At 42.6% G+C, this 19,910-nt stretch carries 28 protein-coding genes; 6 read left to right on the forward strand and 22 right to left on the reverse strand.

Features of this window, described 5'->3' with window-relative positions; all coding sequences use genetic code 11:
* Positions 1–69 precede the first annotated feature (69 nt).
* From KNQ06_RS07820 to KNQ06_RS07845, 6 genes are all read right to left on the reverse strand, one after another.
* On the reverse strand, positions 70–375 hold the full coding sequence (locus tag KNQ06_RS07820; protein ID WP_215147835.1) for a hypothetical protein: 306 nt from the start codon (positions 373–375) through the stop codon (positions 70–72).
* A 91-nt stretch (positions 376–466) separates the two neighbouring features.
* Positions 467–1,036 (reverse strand): suppressor of fused domain protein, encoded by a 570-nt coding sequence (locus KNQ06_RS07825; RefSeq protein WP_215147837.1) that lies wholly within the window; start codon positions 1,034–1,036, stop codon positions 467–469.
* Positions 1,037–1,103: 67 nt separating this feature from the next.
* Complete coding sequence (locus tag KNQ06_RS07830) at positions 1,104–1,793, reverse strand: hypothetical protein (protein ID WP_215084371.1); 690 nt, start codon at positions 1,791–1,793, stop codon at positions 1,104–1,106.
* A 19-nt stretch (positions 1,794–1,812) separates the two neighbouring features.
* Positions 1,813–2,514: an Imm26 family immunity protein gene (locus KNQ06_RS07835; protein WP_215084373.1), complete on the reverse strand. Its 702-nt coding sequence runs from the start codon at positions 2,512–2,514 to the stop codon at positions 1,813–1,815.
* Between the two features lie 23 nt (positions 2,515–2,537).
* The gene (locus tag KNQ06_RS07840; RefSeq protein WP_215147839.1) at positions 2,538–3,239 is read right to left on the reverse strand and encodes a hypothetical protein; all 702 of its coding nucleotides are present in this window, start codon (positions 3,237–3,239) and stop codon (positions 2,538–2,540) included.
* Positions 3,240–3,302: 63 nt separating this feature from the next.
* Positions 3,303–4,010, reverse strand: a complete 708-nt coding sequence (locus tag KNQ06_RS07845; RefSeq protein ID WP_251133494.1) for a hypothetical protein — start codon at positions 4,008–4,010, stop codon at positions 3,303–3,305.
* An 87-nt stretch (positions 4,011–4,097) separates the two neighbouring features.
* Here KNQ06_RS07845 and KNQ06_RS07850 point away from each other — a divergent pair, with 87 nt between their 5' ends.
* On the forward strand, positions 4,098–4,520 hold the full coding sequence (locus tag KNQ06_RS07850; protein WP_023468065.1) for a hypothetical protein: 423 nt from the start codon (positions 4,098–4,100) through the stop codon (positions 4,518–4,520).
* Between the two features lie 98 nt (positions 4,521–4,618).
* Here the strand turns inward: KNQ06_RS07850 and KNQ06_RS07855 are convergent, their stop codons facing one another.
* From KNQ06_RS07855 to KNQ06_RS07875, 5 genes are all read right to left on the reverse strand, one after another.
* On the reverse strand, positions 4,619–4,999 hold the full coding sequence (locus tag KNQ06_RS07855; RefSeq protein ID WP_215147840.1) for a DUF5412 family protein: 381 nt from the start codon (positions 4,997–4,999) through the stop codon (positions 4,619–4,621).
* A gap of 44 nt (positions 5,000–5,043) precedes the next feature.
* On the reverse strand, positions 5,044–5,439 hold the full coding sequence (locus tag KNQ06_RS07860; RefSeq protein WP_215147841.1) for a hypothetical protein: 396 nt from the start codon (positions 5,437–5,439) through the stop codon (positions 5,044–5,046).
* A gap of 32 nt (positions 5,440–5,471) precedes the next feature.
* Positions 5,472–6,089 carry a hypothetical protein gene (locus KNQ06_RS07865; protein ID WP_215147842.1) on the reverse strand — a complete coding sequence of 206 codons (618 nt, stop codon included), beginning with the start codon at positions 6,087–6,089 and terminating at the stop codon, positions 5,472–5,474.
* Positions 6,090–6,156: 67 nt separating this feature from the next.
* Entirely contained in the window at positions 6,157–6,768 is a 612-nt protein-coding gene (locus tag KNQ06_RS07870) for a hypothetical protein (RefSeq protein ID WP_215147843.1), read from the reverse strand.
* Positions 6,769–6,795: 27 nt separating this feature from the next.
* On the reverse strand, positions 6,796–7,413 hold the full coding sequence (locus KNQ06_RS07875) for a hypothetical protein (RefSeq protein WP_215147844.1): 618 nt from the start codon (positions 7,411–7,413) through the stop codon (positions 6,796–6,798).
* Between the two features lie 134 nt (positions 7,414–7,547).
* Between KNQ06_RS07875 and KNQ06_RS07880 the strand changes: the two genes are divergently transcribed.
* The gene (locus KNQ06_RS07880; RefSeq protein WP_215147845.1) at positions 7,548–8,051 is read left to right on the forward strand and encodes a DUF2199 domain-containing protein; all 504 of its coding nucleotides are present in this window, start codon (positions 7,548–7,550) and stop codon (positions 8,049–8,051) included.
* A gap of 37 nt (positions 8,052–8,088) precedes the next feature.
* On the opposite strand, the gene KNQ06_RS07885 is transcribed toward KNQ06_RS07880, so the two are convergent.
* The 11 genes from KNQ06_RS07885 to KNQ06_RS07935 all read right to left on the reverse strand — a co-directional run bounded on the left by KNQ06_RS07885 (position 8,089) and on the right by KNQ06_RS07935 (position 15,063).
* Positions 8,089–8,523, reverse strand: a complete 435-nt coding sequence (locus KNQ06_RS07885; protein ID WP_064300025.1) for a hypothetical protein — start codon at positions 8,521–8,523, stop codon at positions 8,089–8,091.
* 33 nt (positions 8,524–8,556) lie between these two features.
* Complete coding sequence (locus KNQ06_RS07890; RefSeq protein ID WP_251133495.1) at positions 8,557–9,321, reverse strand: hypothetical protein; 765 nt, start codon at positions 9,319–9,321, stop codon at positions 8,557–8,559.
* A 5-nt stretch (positions 9,322–9,326) separates the two neighbouring features.
* Complete coding sequence (locus KNQ06_RS16995; protein WP_251133496.1) at positions 9,327–10,331, reverse strand: DUF2716 domain-containing protein; 1,005 nt, start codon at positions 10,329–10,331, stop codon at positions 9,327–9,329.
* Between the two features lie 21 nt (positions 10,332–10,352).
* Complete coding sequence (locus KNQ06_RS07900) at positions 10,353–10,739, reverse strand: hypothetical protein (protein WP_215147846.1); 387 nt, start codon at positions 10,737–10,739, stop codon at positions 10,353–10,355.
* Between the two features lie 87 nt (positions 10,740–10,826).
* Positions 10,827–11,309, reverse strand: coding sequence for a DUF2691 family protein (locus KNQ06_RS07905; RefSeq protein WP_215147847.1), 483 nt, complete (start codon positions 11,307–11,309; stop codon positions 10,827–10,829).
* 22 nt (positions 11,310–11,331) lie between these two features.
* Positions 11,332–11,964, reverse strand: a complete 633-nt coding sequence (locus KNQ06_RS07910; RefSeq protein WP_215147850.1) for a hypothetical protein — start codon at positions 11,962–11,964, stop codon at positions 11,332–11,334.
* Between the two features lie 15 nt (positions 11,965–11,979).
* A complete protein-coding gene (locus KNQ06_RS07915) occupies positions 11,980–12,459 on the reverse strand; it encodes a hypothetical protein (RefSeq protein ID WP_215147852.1) in 480 nt (159 codons plus the stop codon).
* A gap of 88 nt (positions 12,460–12,547) precedes the next feature.
* Positions 12,548–13,150 carry a hypothetical protein gene (locus KNQ06_RS07920; RefSeq protein ID WP_215147854.1) on the reverse strand — a complete coding sequence of 201 codons (603 nt, stop codon included), beginning with the start codon at positions 13,148–13,150 and terminating at the stop codon, positions 12,548–12,550.
* Between the two features lie 46 nt (positions 13,151–13,196).
* On the reverse strand, positions 13,197–13,781 hold the full coding sequence (locus KNQ06_RS07925; RefSeq protein WP_215147856.1) for a hypothetical protein: 585 nt from the start codon (positions 13,779–13,781) through the stop codon (positions 13,197–13,199).
* Between the two features lies 1 nt (position 13,782).
* The gene (locus tag KNQ06_RS07930) at positions 13,783–14,493 is read right to left on the reverse strand and encodes a DUF2750 domain-containing protein (RefSeq protein WP_215147858.1); all 711 of its coding nucleotides are present in this window, start codon (positions 14,491–14,493) and stop codon (positions 13,783–13,785) included.
* Between the two features lie 30 nt (positions 14,494–14,523).
* On the reverse strand, positions 14,524–15,063 hold the full coding sequence (locus KNQ06_RS07935) for a hypothetical protein (protein ID WP_215147860.1): 540 nt from the start codon (positions 15,061–15,063) through the stop codon (positions 14,524–14,526).
* Between the two features lie 304 nt (positions 15,064–15,367).
* Here KNQ06_RS07935 and KNQ06_RS07940 point away from each other — a divergent pair, with 304 nt between their 5' ends.
* The 4 genes from KNQ06_RS07940 (at position 15,368) to KNQ06_RS07955 (ending at position 19,879) form a co-directional block, all read left to right on the forward strand.
* On the forward strand, positions 15,368–15,607 hold the full coding sequence (locus KNQ06_RS07940; protein ID WP_047395737.1) for a hypothetical protein: 240 nt from the start codon (positions 15,368–15,370) through the stop codon (positions 15,605–15,607).
* A gap of 109 nt (positions 15,608–15,716) precedes the next feature.
* Positions 15,717–16,103, forward strand: a complete 387-nt coding sequence (locus KNQ06_RS07945) for a hypothetical protein (RefSeq protein ID WP_215147862.1) — start codon at positions 15,717–15,719, stop codon at positions 16,101–16,103.
* 163 nt (positions 16,104–16,266) lie between these two features.
* Positions 16,267–18,162, forward strand: a complete 1,896-nt coding sequence (locus KNQ06_RS07950) for a glycosyltransferase family 2 protein (protein WP_215147864.1) — start codon at positions 16,267–16,269, stop codon at positions 18,160–18,162.
* A 145-nt stretch (positions 18,163–18,307) separates the two neighbouring features.
* Positions 18,308–19,879, forward strand: a complete 1,572-nt coding sequence (locus KNQ06_RS07955) for a glycosyltransferase (protein ID WP_149427194.1) — start codon at positions 18,308–18,310, stop codon at positions 19,877–19,879.
* Positions 19,880–19,910 lie beyond the last annotated feature (31 nt).

The following is a 19,910-nucleotide window of genomic DNA, read 5'->3' on the forward strand; positions in this document are numbered from 1 at the left end:
TTCTAATTCACTTGAGGAGTTCAAGCATCCACTAGATGATTTACTGTCATTGTGCGATATATCAAGACTTTAGTTAAACTTCTTTCTAAGCTTCTGATGATCGTTATTCTCGTTTTTTTGGAGTTCTTTCACCCAATCACGGATATCTTCCTCACAGTGCAGATATACGGTAGGGCTATTAAGTAAGTCCATGCCATACACTGTAGTTAAACCTTGAAAAACTAAAATATCGTAATCTGTAGTCTCCCATCCTTCTTTATTTTCTAAAACCATCATCCATTTATAAGCCCAATCAGACACTTCTTCTCTAGAAAGTTTATTTTCTAAAACCAATTCTAATTTCGATATGATGTCAGGTATACGAGGCGTCTTCATTTGATCCTCCATTATTCTCTAAACCTCTAGGATTTTCTATCAGATCGTGTATGATCGATGTTCTATCTTTCAAATAGCTATCAATAATCATCTACACGAGTGGTTTACGGTTAAAATCTACTAACTCATCTGTCTCGAACAAAAGATCTTCGAATCGATCTGCTCCATACTTTTCAATATATTTCTCCTCAGATTCAAAAATCGGTACGAACCAGACTGGCAATACGGTATCTGGCTCATTCCCAACATTAGAATCTGTTTCAAATAGGAAGAAGGATTCATCAAAGTACACAGGACTTGTAACATAAACAGAGGAGAACTGATACTTTTCAAATATTCCTTCAGGGAGTGGATAATATTCTGCTGCAATAAATGCATGTCCTGTTCTCATAGCGTACTCAGCCAATTGCCAGAGTAAATAAATGATCTCGTCCTGAACGTCTGGTTGTTCCGCTGACATCATTATTTCTTGATGCATCAGTGAATCATCTTCCGTTTGGAGTGGATGAAAAAGTAATCCAAGGGATGCAATCGTATAGGTTTCCTTAAATGGTGCATCTTTGAATTTCAAGATTTGGACGTTCTTTTGTTCAAGTTCCTCGATTGGAAATGCTTCCGTGAATTCTCCGCAATGCTGTTCTAAATGATCAAGATAATTCATTAAATCAACCTCCGTTTGAGTATCGTTTTAATACTTCTAAACCAATCTGTGATCCCAACATAAATAGTCATTTCAAATTGTCATTGATTTCTTTTAATCGTTCTTCGTATTTGTAAACAGCAGCTATATCCCCACTTGAACCATATGGATTTACGACTGCTTTAGCCTCTTTTTCATCCACAAAAATTTTCTCTCCCCATAAGCCTTTCGTGATGAAATACTCTTCATCATTCGATTCTAAAGTGTCAAATAACAACGGAGTTGAAAATGTTCCTTCTTCTCGATGGCGTCTTCCAAGTACAATCCATTCCCGATTTTTTATACCATAGTAACCCGTTCTAATGACTATACAAGGTTCAGGATTTTTTTTATCTAACTCATGAAGTGAAAGAATTCTTTCTGTTCTAAGATTATAGTATTGGATGTAATCCATAGACTCTAGTTTTCCAGTCTCATGGTTCTCATCTTTAGAGATTCTCATTTCTGCATATCCATACCCTCCAAGTCGAGGTAAAGGAATCGCATAGACAACTCCTGATGATAAATTCCATCGCGAAGGTTTCTTTTTCATACGAATCGAGACGCTTGAAATCACTTGTTGTTCATCTTTCCGTGTACTCAATAAGCTATTTAGTCCATGTTCGAGCAGGTAACACCACTCTTCAACAGAAAATTCGTGATCCATCTTCTTTTCGAATTCTTGAAGTGTATTTCTCAATTGATTTACATACAGTTCTAATTGCTCTTTATTCTCCAATGGTTTGTTCCTCATCATCTTATAATGTGTTTCTAAAGTCATTCAACTCTTTCAATTGATCTTCGAATTCGTATACAGCTGCTCGATCACCCCACGTTCCTGAGGGATTGATTACCGCTCGTGCCTTTTCCTCTTCCACAAACACTCTTTCTCCATAAATACCTCGAGTAATGTAGTAGTATTCTTCATCAGAATCTAAGCTAGGTATACTACCAAATAGTAATGGCGTCTCAAACGTTTCTTCCCGATGCCTTTTTCCGATCGTTTTCCATTCCCCTTCTCTTATTCCCTGTTGTCCTGTATCCATGATGATACAAGTCTCAGGCTTTTTTTGATCTAACTCGTAAAGGGAAAGAATCGTTTCTGTTCTAAGGTTGTAGTATTGAACGTATTTCATAGAATTTATTTCTCCACTCTCAAAGTTTTTATCTTTTGAGACTCTCATTTCTGCATATCCGTATCCTCCTAGTCGGGGTAACGGAATCGCATAGACAATTCCTGATGATAGGTTCCAACGTACAGGCTTTTTTTGGGTTCGAATGGAAAGGGTAGAAATATCCTTTTCCTCATCTTCTCGTGTACTCAAAAGGCTATCCAATGCATGCTCCAGCAGGTACCGCCATTCCTCAATCAAAAATTCGTGACCCTCTCTCTTTTCGAATTCTTGAAGTGTACTTCTCAATTGATTTACATACAATTCTAATTGCTCTTTATTTTTCAATGTTTTGTATCCCCGTTAACTTATTATGAATTCTTAAAATCATTCATTATTTTTAATCGTTCTTCATATTTGTATACAGCAGATAAATCACCACAGGTTGCAGAAGGATTTATCACCGATCGTGCCTTTTCTTCTTCCACAAACATTCTTTTTCCATTGATACCTCGAGTAACATAGTAGTTTTCCTCATCAGAATTTAAACTAGGTACACTACCAAATAGTAATGGCGTCTCAAACGTTTCTTTTTCTCGATGCCGTTTTCCAAGTACGATCCATTCTCCTTCTGTAATCCCGTAATACCCCGTATCTATGATGATACAAGTCTCAGGATTCTTTTGGTCTAACTCCTGGAGCGAAAGAATTCTTTCTGTTCTAAGATTATAGTATTGAATGTAATCCATAGACTTTATCTTTCCAGTCTCATGATTCTCATCTTTCGAAATTCTCATCTCTGCATATCCGTATCCTCCAAGTCGAGGTAACGGAATGGCATAGACAACTCCAGATGTTAGCTTCCAACGAATAGGCCTTTTTTTCGATCGAATGGAGAGCTTTGAAATCATTTGCTGTGTGTCTTCACGTGTGCTCAAAAGACTATTTAATCCGTTTTCCAGAAGGTACCGCCATTCTTCAATCGAAAATTTGTGTTCCATCTTCTTTTCGAATTCATAAAGTGTATTTCTTAATTGATTTACATGCTGTTCTAATTGTTCGTTCGATTCCATCGTTTTTTATCCTCCTGATCCATTACGCTAAACACTGTTACTCGATTAAAATTATCTTTACTTCTAATTGCTCCGTTCATATTCAAAAATCGCCCATGGAAACCATAAGACTTCTTCTGTCGCCTCGCCTAATTCATTACAATAGTCTGAGTAACGATCCGCTTCTTCGAACGTATGGATTAAACCATGGCTATTTAGTGAAGTGTTGAAATGATGATAAAAATCGCGTTCCAGTCCGTTACACACATACGAATGAAATAATCCCGAATCAAATCCTAACACTTCGTACCCGATTTTTTTGGCACCGTCTGTGTCAGGGCTGAGATGTTGTGATACCATTTTTTCTACTCCATAAGGCTCTGAATTTTTACTACTAAAAGCCGCTATATCTTCAAGAAAATCCACTTTATACTGTTCAGGCAAACCGATGCTAATGATACGTATGTCAGGAAGATGATTCAAAAAACGATCTACGAACGTTTGCGCAGCATTTAAGTTAGAGAACACTTGAGGAAACAACATATCTCCTGTCTTCCGATGTTTTTCTATCCATTGTTCGAGTAACTGAAAGGTGGTAAGTGAGAGACCGAGTTGATCCATATAATGGTCTTTCTTTACTTCCGAGTTTCCCCATAAGATACTGATGTCAGGATAGTGTGTACAGATGCATTCACTTACGGATAGAACGGACTCAGGAACAACAGCTTTGTCCATGTATTCTTTTCGAGGAGTTGGCAGAATAAGATAATATCCCGCAGATAGGTAGCTCATAAAATGGCTCCTTTTTATGTAAAATGAATTCAATGAGTGTATGTAATGGATTCGGTACGATAGATTAAGTAGAAAGGAACTGAAAACATGGATAAAGAACAAGAAAGAGTGCTCGTCCAATCATTTTTTGTCAAGCGCGTTCAAGAGCGCGTTCTACATGAATTGTTCACGCCCAAAAAACGAGATATGGCGCTTCAGCGGTTAGATCACCGGTATTTAAGCATGCTGAAGAATGATTATTTGATTGAAATCAAACCACCTAATTCATGGCCAGACGATACGTATGATTTGTTGAAACAATATGGTGCACCGGATACGTGCTATTGTCTATCAGAAAACGAGCTGATTAGCGGGAAAACGTTACCTCTCCGTGAGGCACTCGAACACGCCATCGGCTTTGGATTCGCCTCGATCATTTCTTGTATTCCAGGCGAGTTGGCGTATTTCGAAGCGGAGCAATCTTTCGGTCCACCACCTCGCTATTTGTTGAAGAAACCAAGCAATCGGTAAATATCGTCTTTTTTCATCCATGCTTGGTTTCTAACAACTACGTCACGTGGTCGTACGCCAAAATTTGCTGAATGCATACCATCATCCTCATGTTCCTCTTAATCTGCTTCGTATATGCCCTCTCTGAAGTCATACACTTGACTCCATATCTTGATTTTAGTGCCATTGATCGTCACCGTATCCTTCGTCCACTTCACTTCTTTTATTTCGCGACAAGGATACTCCCAGTACATTCTGCGCTTTTCTCCGTCCTTGTTCTCCATAATGCCGAGCATCGCATAATCCACCGTCGCACTACCATTCGCGCGGTAAAAGCGAATCGTGTACGCCTGATCGGGCGAGCTACTTTTTGAGATATAGTCTTCTTTTGGTACAACATTGATATCAACCAAGAAAAATAGTCGATAGATCGTCCACACGACATATATCGAAAGACTTACACCTGCTATGATTCCCGTGATCTTTAACTTTTTTCTCACTTTTCAAAACTCCAATTTTTATATATTCTTCAACATTCAATCAATCAGTCGCCCCAAAAACAAACCAACGTATTCTGTTCGACAGACGCGATGCACATCCGCTTCAACAATTCTAAAAATTGATGTAATTCCATGATTCGTTTATCTGACTGATGCATCGTCCACGGCTCATTCGCATAATGATTCGCTTCATTCATCATCCACGCTTCCTTCGGTGTGCAATAGCGTTGAATAAGCAGCTCGCAAATTCCAATCAACTCGTTCACTTCTCTCGCTAAGAACAACTTATCGCCGTAAGGATCGAGATCAATCAAGAGGTCACAGCGATTGGAGGTACTTGCGAATTCTTCTCTTAAAAAACGTTGGACGTGACTCGGAAATGGTAGAATCTCTTTTTCGTTTTCTGGCACTTCTTTTAAACTCGTACTAATCCCAAACATGATCGTCCTCCCTTATATCACCCGTCCGGATGTCATTCATAATAGTCAATGCCTTCTCCTTTAGGAAGAAACGATTTTACCTTCTCTTCAGTATCAAAACAGGCTTCATTTGAAAACAGATAATAGCCCATGAAATCATGCTCCATTGTGATGAACGACATCTCTTCCGTCGCACGAATGACGGGAACGATACGTTCTTTTTTGAAAAACCACCCTTTGACTATTTTCCGTTCAAACGTCAGGAGATTCGTAAACGATAGGAAATAAAAATCGTTTACTGCCGCATACCAATACGTTTCGTCCAGCAGACGCTCAAGTTCGCTCGCATCGTTCACTTGAACGCTATAAAAAAGACTGCTCTTATCTGGTTGAATCTTTGTGTAGAACAGATTTTCCTTCTGAAAAAACGGTTCCACTTCTTCATTGGTAAAACCACCACCGAACGTGACGAATATTGGAAAGCGATTCAGACGCGTCAAAAAATGCTTCAGTACTTCATTGGAGTCATGTTGATAGTCTCGTTTCTCGTCATTTGGAAGACATCCCATCGAATAAATCGACTTAATAGCACCCGGTGGATCAATATCGAGATAGCGGTCTTTGATCACTTTTGCATGATTCGTATGTTCTTCGAGATCGATGTATAACATGAAAATCCCTCCACGTATTCTGCTTGATCCATCTACATCATCCAACTAAATCGAGTTGCTGGTTTCATCAATAGAATTCAATGGTACCGTCGTCAGGAAAGATGGCTTTCACCTTGTCCTCGGTATTAAAACAGGGTTCATTCGAAAACAGATAATAGCCCATGAAATCATGTTCCATCGTGATGAACGACATCTCTTTCGTCACATGAATGACGGGAACGATACGTTCTTTTTTGAAAAACCATCCTTTGACCATTCTCCGCTCAAACGTCAGGAGATTCGTAAACGATATAAAGAAGTCTTCGTTCACAGCCCCATACCAATAGGTCTCATCTAGCAACAACTCAAGTTCGGTCGCGTCATGCACTTGAACGCTATAGTATAGGTTCTTGTTTGGTCGAACCTTTTTATACGATAGATTATGCTTTTGAAAAAACGGCTCGACCTCCTCATCCGTAAATCCTCCACCGAACGTGACGAAAATCGGGAACCGATTGAGACGCGTCAAAAATTGTTTCAAGACTCGATTTGAATCGCCTTGATAGTCGCTTTCAGTGTCATCCGGTAGACAACCCATCGAATAGATGAAGTCGATACGTTCTGGTCGATCAACGTACAAGTATCTGTCTTTGAACACTTGTGCATGATCCATATGCTTCTCAAAATAGACATCCAACACGTTCCCTCTCCCCTCATAATCTCTCCATTACCGCTCGATTTCATCCTCTGGAAACAGTGCTTCTATTTTTTCTAATGCATCGAAATCTGTTTCATTCGAGAAGATCAGAATATTCTCGAAATCAAACCCGATTTTAAAAAATGTCGTTGGTTTCGTCATATCGATTACTGATACTACTCTCTCTTTTTTGATCAACCACCGTCTTACTCTCCTCGTTTCAAACTTCAATAAATCAGTGAAAGCAATCAAATAGTAGCCATTGTAGTTAGCCATTGTAATTGACTGCGTGAGTACCTGAAATAAGTCTTCTGGGCAATTCACTTCGACGGTCATATATCTTTCACGCTTAGTGATTAGGATCTCTGTATACGATAATTGTTTGTGCTTAAGCGTAGACAGCAAATCTTCTTTTTCTAAATCCGTCAGTTCATGGAATCCAAAGGAGAGATAGATTGGAAAACGATTCAACCGTGTGAATAATTGGGTTAACACTTCTTCGTCCGAAATGACTTCATCTTCCTTTGAGTCATCATTATAATATTCGAATGAAAAAATGGATTCGATTCGGTCTTGTCCTTTTAGTGTCAGATGATATTCTTTAATCGTCTTCGCATGATTTTGATGTTCTTCAATGTAAATCTGCACGTTAATCTCCTCACTTTCTCTGGATTGTCACGGTCTTCATCAGGATTCTCTATCAACGGATGTTACACTATAAGTATGCTCTCTCCTAGCGTTCGACAACGAGACATACATAATCCAACTTAGAGGTGATTCCAATGAAAAAACTTCTGCCTTGCGCCATCTGTGGCGAACGCCACGACGAACTCCCGACTGAATATGAAACACTCGGACCGGTCTACTACGAACAAATGTCTGAGAAAGAGCAAGAAACGAAAAGCGAGATGCATGATACGTGGTGTGTCTTAGAACTGGACGGTCCGCATTATTTCGTGAAGGGCATTCTTGAACTCCCGATTGCTGGACAAGACGAACCCTTCTGGTGGATTGCATGGGTGAGCCTGAGTCCTGATAACTTCGCTCGCTTCATCGAGAAAAAACGTTCTCGGATTGAGGAGCCGATGTTCGGCTGGTTTTCAAGCGATCTACCCGCTTACCCGGATACCGTCAACTTAAAAGTGATGGTCCATGATGAAGGAACCGGTCAACTTCCTTTCTTTGAACTCGAGCCGACTGATCATCCTTTGTCGATCGAATTCTATTCCGAAATGACGCTTGCTCAGGTCCATGCCATCGCAGACATCGTCTATGCACAAGAGTGAACCAAATAAACTGAAGCCGCTGTGGAGCAGCGGCTTTTTAGTTTTCACTCTGTTTCGTGATCAAAATATGCGTTCTTTCAGGAATCTCAATGTCTTCTAACTGATCAAGTGCCAATGATAACTTCATACTTTTCACTTGCGGATCGGATTCTTCCCCAATCCAACAGGTATACAATTCAAACGATTCACCCTCGTCTAAGAACTCGTTCATGAGCGTAAACAAATAACGCAGCTTTTCTTTCGATTCCAGTGCAATTTCGGAATCAAAAGGTTCAACGATCTCGATGCCCCAGTGACTCGAAATTTCATATACATACCATTTATGAAAATGCTTCGTTTTTACTTCATACAGACAGTCTTCATCCGCAAAACAGGGACCGATATATAAAGGAACAGTTTCATCTTTTTCATCTAAATTGAGATACTGTTCAGGAATTTGTCTCTCCATACAAATATATGATGCTAAGCTCATTGTGCTTCCTCCTTATGTATGATGTTTCCATCGTTAGTTGAAAAACGTCTTTCGATTGTCCATTTTCCCAAAATGCGCGATCTTTCCATTCGTACAAAAGTGATCGAGCATGCCAAATCGATTTGTTGCATCGCGGGTCACGATGAAGTTATAGGGCATCAATAATGAAAATTCAGACATGAAGTCCTCAAGCGTTTGCCGTGCGGGACGTGCATCTTTCGAAAATAATCCTGACGTCACTTCCTTGCGATTCAGAAAATGCAATACATGTTCTTCCAACACCGCTTGCCAATTGGAATCGTGCAACGTCATCACGTGAATCGAATCATCATTTTCTAAAACATCCCGACCACAAAAAACGACTTCGACCGGAAACGTGGCATGCGGTAAAATCGCATCGAAAAAGTTCTCATATTCTGTCCCTGCATTATCGAGCTCTTCATATGCGACTCCATACATCGAGACACAATCGTTCGTGACTCGGACGATTCCTTGTCCTTGTTTTTGGATAATGAGCGTCACTTCTGCTTTAGTCGCCATTTCCTGCTGTTCGATGACAAGGTGTTCGAGAAATCTTTCAAGCTGTGAGTCGTCGGTCATAATCATGTGAGATCGGACCGTCCAATCTGAAAAATCGTCGATATGTGGATTCTGCTTGAGTGGTCGTTCCAGAAACTTTACTTCAAATGGATACGAATGCTGACTCACTTGAAGACGGACGAGGTCTTGCCAATCGTCGCGTGGTAGCAGTTCCCGGAACACATCGATCCAGTCGTTTCGTCGAAATGTCATTTTCATCTTACTCACCCTCTTCGGATTTCATTCGTAAAACTCTCCGTCCCTTGGAACGCAGAAATCAGATCTTCTCCAAACAACGTGATGCTACCCTCCCACGGGTGACCGAGATATCCCCAGCGAAAATCACGAGCGATGAAAAAGGAGTAATCGCCATCTGGAACTGCTGGAATCATCCAGTCTCCTTCTTCATTGCGAAGAAACGGACGTCTTGGGTCGATCCAATACCCTTGATGATTCCAATCGAGCGCCATGACGCGTTCTCCTTCAACAGTTAGCTCGATCAAAATACGTCCTAGTTCTCGTTCGATTTCTTCGCGTTTCTCATAATCCACTTCGTATGTAATGAACGGACTCGGGGCATGGTATGAGGGGAAAACTGTCGTACTGGGTGCGAATTGAAATTGTTGATCAATGACGTGCCATATCTTCTCGTCCTCCGCTTGCGTCATCGGAATCCAGCTCCATGGTTTACCTTCACCAATCAAATCGAACGTCGCTCCTTGAGGATATAGAACGGTGTACGCTGCTCCTTCTTGTACTGCAATTTTTGGTTCGTCTTGTACATCGCGTGCTTTCATTTCTTCAAAAATTAGTGTAATGGCTGTCTTGACATCAAGGACATGGTAAAAGATATTCGTCGTACCACTGCCGACATCTCCCCCTTCGCAGTAGCCGTTCCCCGTGTGAAGCAAACCATCATTGATTACTTCTTCCATCATGTGACGTCGCTCGAGCGCTGTTTCTTCCTGATCCTTTTCATAAGAAAACTGGACAACCAGTTCCGTATAATCGGTCTCGTTCAGCTCGCGATAGCCTTGATGTTCAAACTTCTCGATCAGCTGCAATATCTGTACACCTAATCGTTTGAAGCGCGAGACGCGCATTTGCTTTACGTTTTCTGCTTTCACCCACGCTCCAACGATTCCTTGATGTTGAACGATGAGGCGTCCCTCTGTATAGATTGTTTGGTAGAGCGTATCCGAGCCGTTTTGTTTTGTCAGTTGAATCATGAGTGGTTTCCGCTCCCTCCATCACAATGCGTTCAAGTCACGATCTTCTATGTAGCCTAAAAACGTATCTTGCAATGCACCATCTGTCTCTACGGTATCGACCGGATCTCCTGCTTCGTCAACTCGGACAAGTGCCAGTTTCGCTTCAAGCGCAGATCCATTTAGTCCTGAACTCCCATCGATGATACTAAATACATGGGAAACCGTATCGATGATCGTCTGTTCAATCATCTGTCTCATTCGTTTTTGATCCGCTTCGCTCGACTGTTGGTAAAACGCGATGCAGGCCGTATATTCATTGACGTTTGGATCGACTTCTTCTTCATAGATGTCCTTATAATCTGCCATACCGTCCTGAACGACCGTCCGATGGACCGCTTGAACGAATTCTTCCATCTCTTGATTCATGATTTTTCTCTCCTTCATTAATACTCAGCAGTTCATCCCTCTTGTCTTAAACGCTGAGCGTTTACATCTGTTCGTCTGAACAGTGTCTTATTCTGCCCATACCGACAAACGAGTCCGAGGATCATTATCATCGGTCACCCATTCGATTCCGGTATATCCACGTCTCACGGCGTTCTCATAAAATGCTTCAGATACGTGCTGCTCCTTACAATAGATATCGACGTACGTGCAGTCATACACCAAAATCGCGATGTGACAATTGCTTTTCTGAAACCACTCATACGTCATTCCTACTTCTTCAGTCTGACCACTTTGAAATGCAAACAATTCAGCAAAGATCAGGTAATTGCTTGGTCCCCTTAGCCATTTCGCTAGTTCATGTCCTGTCGCTTTCTGATCGATTGAAAACTCTTCTAAACTGTCATACAAGTCCCCGTCCATGGTTTGGATCGGAAAATCAAAGTTACGAAGAAACCAGTCATACGCTTTCATCTCGATCGCACTTAATATGTCGAGCAAGACACGTCCCGGTTCATTCGGAATTTCAAACGATACGCCACGCAGACTCATCGAATTCCTTCTTTCTACATTGTTATAAGAAGGTTGCCGTATAAAAACACTGTAGTTCCTGTTCTTCACTCGAACTTCCCCACGTGCAGATGGCATAACCTTGTGCGGTCAGTGTCGTGACCATCTCGACGACTGGCAAACCTCCACTTCCTGTTAAGCCGATGTCGAGCACCTGATCAAGTAGCTCCTGACAGTGTGACGGTCGATCATGATTTGCACAAATAATGGTATACATAGCTGGTGAGTCACTAATCATCTCGATGACTGTTGTGAGCTGTTCGATGCCAAATTCAGCAATCCCAACGTAGTACGGTTCTTTGCCAACTTGGACCGGTACTTCTATTCGAGAGATGAAGCCCTCGAGCATTTCTTCTCGTTCGAGTAGACGCCACAGCTTGTAATAATCAAAGATTCTTTTGGACTGAAACTCATTTCCGACACACACTACTACATAAAAGCGATACGTGCTCAGCGCATGCTTTTTCGCTAGCTTGTCACGGAACATCTCACTACTGATTTGTTTGAATTGGACGATGTCTTCTGGAAACAAAAGCATCTCACCGACTGCACATAGACAGCGAATTGATGAACTCGCATCCGCAAGCCATGGAAAGATGCGTGTCGCATCGCTATGCTCTTCAAGATACGTTTTCATGAAGTATCTCCTTTTTCATTCCCATTGACACGTTACGCTTTGATTGGTTTCAAATCGTAGATGTACGAGTTCATTTGTTTTGAGATTAGACAGTTTCAGCGCAATTTGAGCTTCATTCGTATAAGGCAATTCGAATCTGACATCTTCGATTTTCTTCAGTAAAAAATATGCCCAGTGCTGATTGTATTCATTCTCGGACAGAACATCCCATAACGCATCCTCACAATGATTCGCCTCGTAGACATATAATTTCATGACCGTGTTCTCCGCTATCACGGATAACCCTGCGAATACGGGAGGGTTTGGAATTCGCGGTTTTTGAATGACCAAGGTATAGCCCTCTTTCAGAAGGCAATCTAATTGTTCGCGGCTATCCGGAAGCTCCTCTTCGATGACGGAAGCCGGAAATTCTCTGATGCGGATTGGCAATCCAACCTCATATTCAAAGGGATCCTCGAGTGCGAGTAAGTCTTCACGGGAATAGATTATTTTCATAAGATTATCTTCTTCCTCACATTCTTTTGTGCATTGAAATTCTAATCAGGATAGTCCTTTAAATGTGTCTCTTATTTCTTTCTTTCGTTTATATGTAGCCATCTCCATCATTAAAGTTGTTCTCGAGTTTACGTTTGTGCTTGCTTCGAAGATATAATAAAAGCATCAATCCTGTTCCAATTGATAAAATCGGAAATAGATGCGGGATATATTGCTCTTGCCGAAAACTGACATGCATTAAGAAATAATCGACGAAACAGATGACACGTAGCCACATCGGAAACTGATCTTTACTAAGAAACGCTAAGAACATCAGAGTGATACCGATACCTAATACAACAAACGGTAATATAGTGAACGGTGTCACTAACTGGAACAGACCGAGACCCAGAAGAAGATAAGCGAGCCACGACGTCCGGCGGCGAAATTTCTCACGCTCTTTCCGTCCGGGTTGCATCCCGTAAATATCATCCTGCCTGTATCCTTCAGCCTGTTTCTCAGCAATCAATTCCTTCAGTCGTCGTTTAGCTTGACGCCGAAATGTATAGCGTTCTTCAATTGAATCACTGACATCCTGATCGAGTTTCCATTGTTCGGTGACACCGTGATACATCTGGATTGTTCGACCATCCCGGTACATGAGCCAGAAATAGATGATGCCATCCACTTGTTTACTGAGCGTGACAATCATTTAATTATCATCCTTATCAATTGAATTGGTCTTCTGTAGGAGTTTTTTAAATAGAATCATGGTTCGGCTGTTCCGCCAGAAAATCCGTTTGATTGTATCTGTTTTGGACATAAAACAACAGGAGTGTACCTGTTCCAATCGCGAAACCAGCATATAGTCCCTCTCGGTATTCAACGTTCATGACACAGCAACTGATGAAACAAACCGTGCGTAGCCAGCCCGGTAAATAGTCTTTACTGAAAACGACCATTCCCATTTGAAGTAACGCAAGCACTGCGATGATACTTGGAGAGACGAGAAAAGGCATCACCACCAGAAACAAACCGACACTAATCAGCAGAGACGCGAGTCCGATCATTCGACGCTTGAACGTCTGTCTTTTCTTGTTGTTCGGTGTCAGTCCGAATACGTCTTCGAACATGTAACCTTCTGCCTGTTTCTCCGAAATCCACGTATTTATCCGACGTTTCGCTTGATATCGGAACAAGTAGCGCTCTTCCATCGCTTGTTTCATATTGTCCTGATGAATCTCGTTCATAACACCGTGATACGTATACAATTTTCGTCCGTCGCGATAGATGAGCCAAACGGACGTCATTCCATCGACTTGTTTACGAAGCGTCCGAATCATGTTAACCCTCCAGATCTGCTAGGACATCTTCTGGATCCAGCTCAAGTCCGACGAGCTCCGGTCCCCAATCCAAGCCACAATGCAGACCGTCGTCAATCATGTTCGTCAACCAACCATTCATGAACAAATCCAGGTCTAAGCGAATCAGATGATAGTCCGACCATTCCTTCGTCTGTAACGCCTTCGCCCCTGCTTCCGTCGAAAAGAATAACAGCACGTCTGTCTCGTCTTGATTCGACGGACAATAGGCCCAGCCCGACTGTTCAAATTTTGATAGACCATAGACAGCTCCCGTTTCAAGAACCGTCTCTAAGAAAAGTTCTGCTTGTTCCGCACTCTGTTCCTTATTTATAAACATTTTAAGTGTCGGTGCTATTGGAAACAGCTCTTGTTCCTCATGATCCCATAAGACGATTGTCTCTGTGTCCGGGAGTTGGTATCCGAGTTCGTCACCTGTTCCGTCACTGGCAATTCGTAAGAAACCGGATGGATAGTCGTCCGTATACGTCGTGTTAACACGAACAAGGTCGTCCCATGTCCGCTTGATATATTGTTCGTCCTTGATCGGATGAAACTCCCATTCGCCGATGCTGAATTTGTTTTCGTGCTTGTACCTATTTCGTAGTTCTTTCGGAAGCTTGAAGCCGAGTTCTGCTTCTACCTCTTGTAATCTCTCTTCTGTGACGCCTGGTAAACCGATTTGATATGTCATCTATGTGACTCCTCCTTGTACATTTTGTGTTTAATTTTTTCGGTTAAAGTTCTTGCCTGTGGGATAAAGCCCAGTCAATCGTCTGCCATAATGAACTTTTGCCTGTCCCATCCTAAGCCGCGTCACGCCATACTGCTTTTTAAAATAATCAATAATGGGTTCAACGATATAGGACGGCTCCAAGATATGAAGGACGAATTCGATCGCTTCTGGACCATACTCATCTTCAACAAAATACCCGTTGCCGATTTCAAAAAGAAAACCGTTGAGGTCTTCTTCAATGCTCGAACGACGCTCAAAGATGACGTCATACTCTGTATCCTGACAAAAGATCTCGACGACAACTTCGTGGTAATCCGCTTCTTGAACGACCGAGTATCCGTCCTTTTCTTTCTCCGCTACGAGCTCTCGAATGTAGGCATCCAGATTAAAAAAGCGCGAGAACTTTTGCTCACTCATTGGTTCTTTCAATCTCTCTCCCATGATGCCGTGAAACGTGTAGAGTGTCCGTCCATCCTTTTCGAACAGCCAAAAATGATTCTGACCGTTCATTGGTTTGATGAGTTGCATATTGTCACACAATCCTTTTATATAATAAGTCGATGAATCTCATAATTTCTCATCAGTAGTTGTTTTCTTAAAAATCAATTTCTCTACTTCATTATAAAAGCCATAACCATTTATGGGAATTTTTATTTATTTGTGAATAAGTATTCTTTCTCTGTCCATTCGCAAAGGCAAATCTTTCATAATTTAAAATCCAATTCAGTTGATATATTCCATTTTGATTACAATTCAAAATTAAAATGCTTTTATGTAAGCGTTATCATTATAATGTATACGATACTAATTCTTTATTTAGGAGTTGAATCGAATGGATACGGTCATCAGTCATTATTCGAAATTCAAATGCCCACGTTGTCGTGAGAAATTCAAGGATGAGATTCTCATTGAAGATTTACATAGTGTATCGCACGAGGAGCGGCGCTTAGGTGTTGAAATCCAGTATGACTTCTCTTCGGAAGTCGCTTGCCCGAACTGCCACCACCAATGGCTCATCGAAGGAAACGTCTGGGAGTATCCTGAAGGCGTCATCGATGCGATTGAACTATAACATGCCCACTCTAAGGCACTTCCCTATTTCTCAAGTACGTTACATATGAAGGGTTGCCTTGATGTACACTATCGGTAATACAAAACGTGTACTTCGGAGGTGTTCGTTCTTGAAAATCAAACTTTTATCTTTCCTCCTTTTTTCGATCGTCTGCCTAGCAGGATGTAGCGATTACGATCAAGACGGAAATACGACGAGTGAGAAAGCAAAACAGAAATATGATGCAGCCATCGATCAAGTCTTCAAATCTGAAAATCAATACTTGAAGCAGCAACAGGTTGAACGACAACTAAAGCGAAATTCTGGAGAAACGGGCGTCATCGTCTATGAGGATCAAGATTTAATCGAAATCTATTACGACCAATCATCTGGAGGAAAAAGAGCCATTTATCAGAAAAAAGGATCTACTTACGCGCGGAAGACGTATACGAAACAAATCAGCCGTAAAATCGATGACTCTGAAAAAAAGTATCTTGAGAACATTGGAATCAAGTAATTTCAATATTTTATGACCGAGTTTAAATGGTCGATGACTCCCTTCTTTGATCGGGTCATCGTCCTTTTTTGTATTTTCTCACTTTTCTTACGCTTGAGAGTATCCATTTTGTGGTACAGTTCAAATGGTATTTTTTAAAATATTTTCTTTAAGGTGGGAATTAATGTTAGGAAAAATTGTTTCAATCATCATTCCTGTATACAATAAAGCGACGTATCTCTCGACGTGTATCGCGTCGATTCAGGCACTCACGCTTGATCATTCAACGATGGAAGCGATTTTCGTTGATGACGGTTCGACGGACGAGTCGTTATCGATTCTCCACACGGCTGCAGAAACGATGGATTTCATTCGCATCATTGAACTCCCCGAAAATACGGGAAGTCCTGCCCATCCGCGAAACGTCGGAATCGAAGAGGCGACAGGTAGATACGTCACGTTCTTAGATGCTGATGACCGCCTCGATCCGGTTGGATTCCCTCAGCTCGTCGCACAAGCCGCTTCGAACGATGCCGATATCGCATTCGGTCAAACGATCAAGCATACCGACACGTCGATTCAAAAAGTCGGGCGGTTCGCATCGTTCACGACTGCCAATCAGCTTGTTCCATATGAAATCGACAAAGTATTTCGCGCGGTTGGACCCCCTGGGAAAATCCTGAAGCGCTCCGTCTTGATCGAGCATAACATCCGGTTCAGCCCGATGCAGTTCGGTGAAGATAAACTTTTCTTCTTCGAAGCCATCTCCAAATGTCAAACGGCTTCGATGAATCCGGCACCGGTTTATCACGTCAACCGATTCGCGATGAATGATTCGTTAGTCGGACAGACGAGCATCTTCGAGAAGACAACCTTTAATTTACAGGTGCTTGAGAAAACGCTTGAACTGGATATTCCGACAGTCGCCAAGACTCATGCCTTGAGCCGTCTGATCGAGATGGATTTCCTATCCCGTCTGTTCAACAACAAACGGTTCCTTGAGTATCCGCAACAGCAGACTTTCTTTGATTTATTCGGTGAAATGATCACCATCTTTGAACGTCATGGTGCAGATCCAGTCGATTTCATTTTCGATGACATCTTCCAAAAGCAGCACGCTTTGCTGCAGCAACAAGATTATGACAGCTTCGTCGCCTTCATCACGCTCCTCGTCCAAAAACATAAAGCCCGGCGCTATGTATCGGAGAACCGTCTTTATTATAGAATGCCGGAATCACTACACCATCTCGGACCTGTCCTTGAGCCGTTCTTTGCCACGTATGCAGGCACGCGTCTCGTTGATGGTGTCTTCTATGAAGTCGTACAATTACTCAAAGACGACACGGCTTCGGTCAATCAAGTTCTCTTAATCGCGCCTAACGACGAAGCAACGGAAACCGCCGTTCCGTTCCATATCGAAGGGACTGAATTATTCATTTCGACGGAGGCACTCGAACGACATTCATATCCATTCCAATTGATGCTGATCCATGACGACTATCATCCGTTCGTCGTCCGGATGACGTTACCGAGTAGTGTCAATGGGATGCATCTGCATTACCAGCAACTTAAAGTCGAGTTTCGTCCCGAGGAATCCAGATCACCTGTTCAGAAAATCGATGCGACGAAGTATCATGTCGATGCACCGACGCAAGTCGTTGTACTCGAGAAGGCTTTCTTGTATGACGATCTGGAATTCGAGCATAAGCAGACAGCACTTGAAGTCGGGCAATTGCTGACGATTTCCGATCTTCAGTTGACACTGGTCGGCACACCACGACTCGTCACGGTTGACGGTGCTTACGTCACGGCAAACAAAAAATACATCCATCTTCCGCCTATGATTGATGACGAGACGTACCTGACTGATCTTCCGACAACAGTGCGGATTTTAAAGACTTGTAAACAGTATGCTGATCGTGACTTTAAAAACGAACTACCGACGAAAAATACACCGGGTACGGTTCTTTCGATTGAGAAGATCGTTCTGTCATCAAAAGGCACCCCACGCTTGAAAACGGCTCAGGATGCGTACATCACAGCCAATCGTTCATTCATTCAACCCATTCATGAAGCTTAACGATACACCTAGGGACATCTTCATTTCATCCCTAGGTTCCTTATTATTCCAACATTGTATGCTATAGTATGGGCAAGGTTCACTAAAGAGATTCACATTTCATGACGCTCATTAAAAGTGTAAGCGCTATATAAGGAGATGCCCTATGAAACGAGATTTGTTTTTTACATTGAATACGTTAGCGACCCAGCGTGGCGGTTTATCAAAAGCAGTCATTAAACGAGCGAACGCGATCATCGCGGCTGATCCGGAGCGAAACGTGACGCTCGTGACGTTAGGGATTCAACCGAATCTTGAAACGATTCGTCAAGAGATGGTCGAGGCACGGTTGCTTGATCCTCGCATCCAAGTCGTCAACGTCATTAATTTTTTAGCACGTCGCCAGGCAGACAAACGGTCCGTCGTCTCTTCGAAAGCCGAATTGATTCCACGCTGGGAAAAGCGGTATACGTTGTTCCTTGACGCGAGTCGCGCCGAAAAAGATTCGTATCGGTTGTTCGACAATGGTACATACGTCCAGTACGCCCGGTTTGACGCGAATGATCAGCTCAGCTTCATCGATTATTTTTCAGAGAATCGTCATCGCCTGCGCCGCGAAGAATATCTGGATAACGGCCAGTTGGTGCAGACGATCCAGTATTCGTTTACGTCGAACAAGCCGGTCTCTCGCTCCTTCTTCCATAGTGACGGGACGTGTTATTTAACGATTTGGCATAAAATCAATTCAGCGGACTGGAGTCATCTGTTTTATTTCGAAGCCGGTCAGGAAAAACAGTTCAATGATCCGGCGACCTTTAATACGTTCGTCTTGAATAAGCTGTTAGGTCAGCATGAGGCGGTCCTGATCTCGTCCGAATACCGGGATCGTCTTGCCAACCTACCGAAAAAGAATTTAGACTCAGTCATCTTGGACATCAAGCATCCGAATATCAAAAAAATTGCCTTCGGACACAGCAATCACTTCGTCTCCCCCTTCAACGAGACGGCAACGGTCAGCGGTGTCTGGGATACGTTATTCGGTCGCATCGACGAGTGGGATCGAGTCATCACGGCAACCCCTCGGCAACAAGCACATATGACCGATCAGTTCGGTCATCCGGAGACGTTCCATGCGATTCCACACGGTGTCGGTGCGGTGCCGGAAGCGGATTATACGGTTCTTCCTGAACCTGATCCAAATCGGTTCATCGTCGTCTCGCGCATCCAAATCAAAAAGGATGTCGCCGCCAGTATCCGTGTCATGCGAAAGATCGTCGACCAGCATCCGAATGCTTTCCTTGATTTCTATGGCTTCGGTTACAACGATCAGCTCGAAAAGGATCTCCACGCTTTGATCAAGGAACTGTCACTGACGAAACAAATCCGGTTCAACGGATTCATCACGAACATTCAAGACGCCTATCATGGTGCCATCGCGACGATCTTCACGTCGCAATCCGAAGGGTTCGGGATGGCGATCCTTGAGAGTATGGGGCACGGTGTTCCGGTCATCGCCTATGACATCTGTTATGGTCCGCGTGAAATCATCGCGCACGGGACGACCGGTTATATCGTTCCACCCGGTGACACGTCAGCTTTTGCAGCAGCAGCGATCCGCTTGATGGAGCAGCCTGCTCTACGCCGTCAAATGGGAGAAGCCGCCTTGCACTCGATTGACCGGTTTTCTGATGATCTCTTTACGACAAACTGGCTAACGCTTTTGAGTGAGCTCGACTAATCCATTATCGACCTTCTCCTCTGTGAGAAGG

Origin of the sequence: Exiguobacterium sp. s91, assembly GCF_018618915.1 — a bacterium.
Taxonomy (GTDB): domain Bacteria; phylum Bacillota; class Bacilli; order Exiguobacteriales; family Exiguobacteriaceae; genus Exiguobacterium_A; species Exiguobacterium_A abrahamii.

Bases quoted from the DNA above. Each gene is read 5' to 3' on its own strand.
- KNQ06_RS07885 (WP_064300025.1), bottom strand. From the start codon at position 8,523: ATGAGCTTAGCATCATATATTTGTATGGAGAGACAAATTCCTGAACAG.
- KNQ06_RS07950 (WP_215147864.1), top strand. From the start codon at position 16,267: ATGTTAGGAAAAATTGTTTCAATCATCATTCCTGTATACAATAAAGCG.
- KNQ06_RS07930 (WP_215147858.1), bottom strand. From the start codon at position 14,493: ATGACATATCAAATCGGTTTACCAGGCGTCACAGAAGAGAGATTACAA.
- KNQ06_RS07880 (WP_215147845.1), top strand. From the start codon at position 7,548: ATGAAAAAACTTCTGCCTTGCGCCATCTGTGGCGAACGCCACGACGAA.
- KNQ06_RS07890 (WP_251133495.1), bottom strand. From the start codon at position 9,321: ATGAAAATGACATTTCGACGAAACGACTGGATCGATGTGTTCCGGGAA.
- KNQ06_RS07915 (WP_215147852.1), bottom strand. From the start codon at position 12,459: ATGAAAATAATCTATTCCCGTGAAGACTTACTCGCACTCGAGGATCCC.
- KNQ06_RS07825 (WP_215147837.1), bottom strand. From the start codon at position 1,036: ATGAATTATCTTGATCATTTAGAACAGCATTGCGGAGAATTCACGGAA.
- KNQ06_RS07925 (WP_215147856.1), bottom strand. From the start codon at position 13,781: ATGATTCGGACGCTTCGTAAACAAGTCGATGGAATGACGTCCGTTTGG.
- KNQ06_RS07905 (WP_215147847.1), bottom strand. From the start codon at position 11,309: ATGAGTCTGCGTGGCGTATCGTTTGAAATTCCGAATGAACCGGGACGT.
- KNQ06_RS07820 (WP_215147835.1), bottom strand. From the start codon at position 375: ATGAAGACGCCTCGTATACCTGACATCATATCGAAATTAGAATTGGTT.
- KNQ06_RS16995 (WP_251133496.1), bottom strand. From the start codon at position 10,331: ATGATTCAACTGACAAAACAAAACGGCTCGGATACGCTCTACCAAACA.
- KNQ06_RS07845 (WP_251133494.1), bottom strand. From the start codon at position 4,010: ATGAGCTACCTATCTGCGGGATATTATCTTATTCTGCCAACTCCTCGA.
- KNQ06_RS07850 (WP_023468065.1), top strand. From the start codon at position 4,098: ATGGATAAAGAACAAGAAAGAGTGCTCGTCCAATCATTTTTTGTCAAG.
- KNQ06_RS07900 (WP_215147846.1), bottom strand. From the start codon at position 10,739: ATGAATCAAGAGATGGAAGAATTCGTTCAAGCGGTCCATCGGACGGTC.
- KNQ06_RS07935 (WP_215147860.1), bottom strand. From the start codon at position 15,063: ATGCAACTCATCAAACCAATGAACGGTCAGAATCATTTTTGGCTGTTC.
- KNQ06_RS07940 (WP_047395737.1), top strand. From the start codon at position 15,368: ATGGATACGGTCATCAGTCATTATTCGAAATTCAAATGCCCACGTTGT.
- KNQ06_RS07865 (WP_215147842.1), bottom strand. From the start codon at position 6,089: ATGTTATACATCGATCTCGAAGAACATACGAATCATGCAAAAGTGATC.
- KNQ06_RS07860 (WP_215147841.1), bottom strand. From the start codon at position 5,439: ATGTTTGGGATTAGTACGAGTTTAAAAGAAGTGCCAGAAAACGAAAAA.
- KNQ06_RS07910 (WP_215147850.1), bottom strand. From the start codon at position 11,964: ATGAAAACGTATCTTGAAGAGCATAGCGATGCGACACGCATCTTTCCA.
- KNQ06_RS07920 (WP_215147854.1), bottom strand. From the start codon at position 13,150: ATGATTGTCACGCTCAGTAAACAAGTGGATGGCATCATCTATTTCTGG.
- KNQ06_RS07955 (WP_149427194.1), top strand. From the start codon at position 18,308: ATGAAACGAGATTTGTTTTTTACATTGAATACGTTAGCGACCCAGCGT.
- KNQ06_RS07840 (WP_215147839.1), bottom strand. From the start codon at position 3,239: ATGGAATCGAACGAACAATTAGAACAGCATGTAAATCAATTAAGAAAT.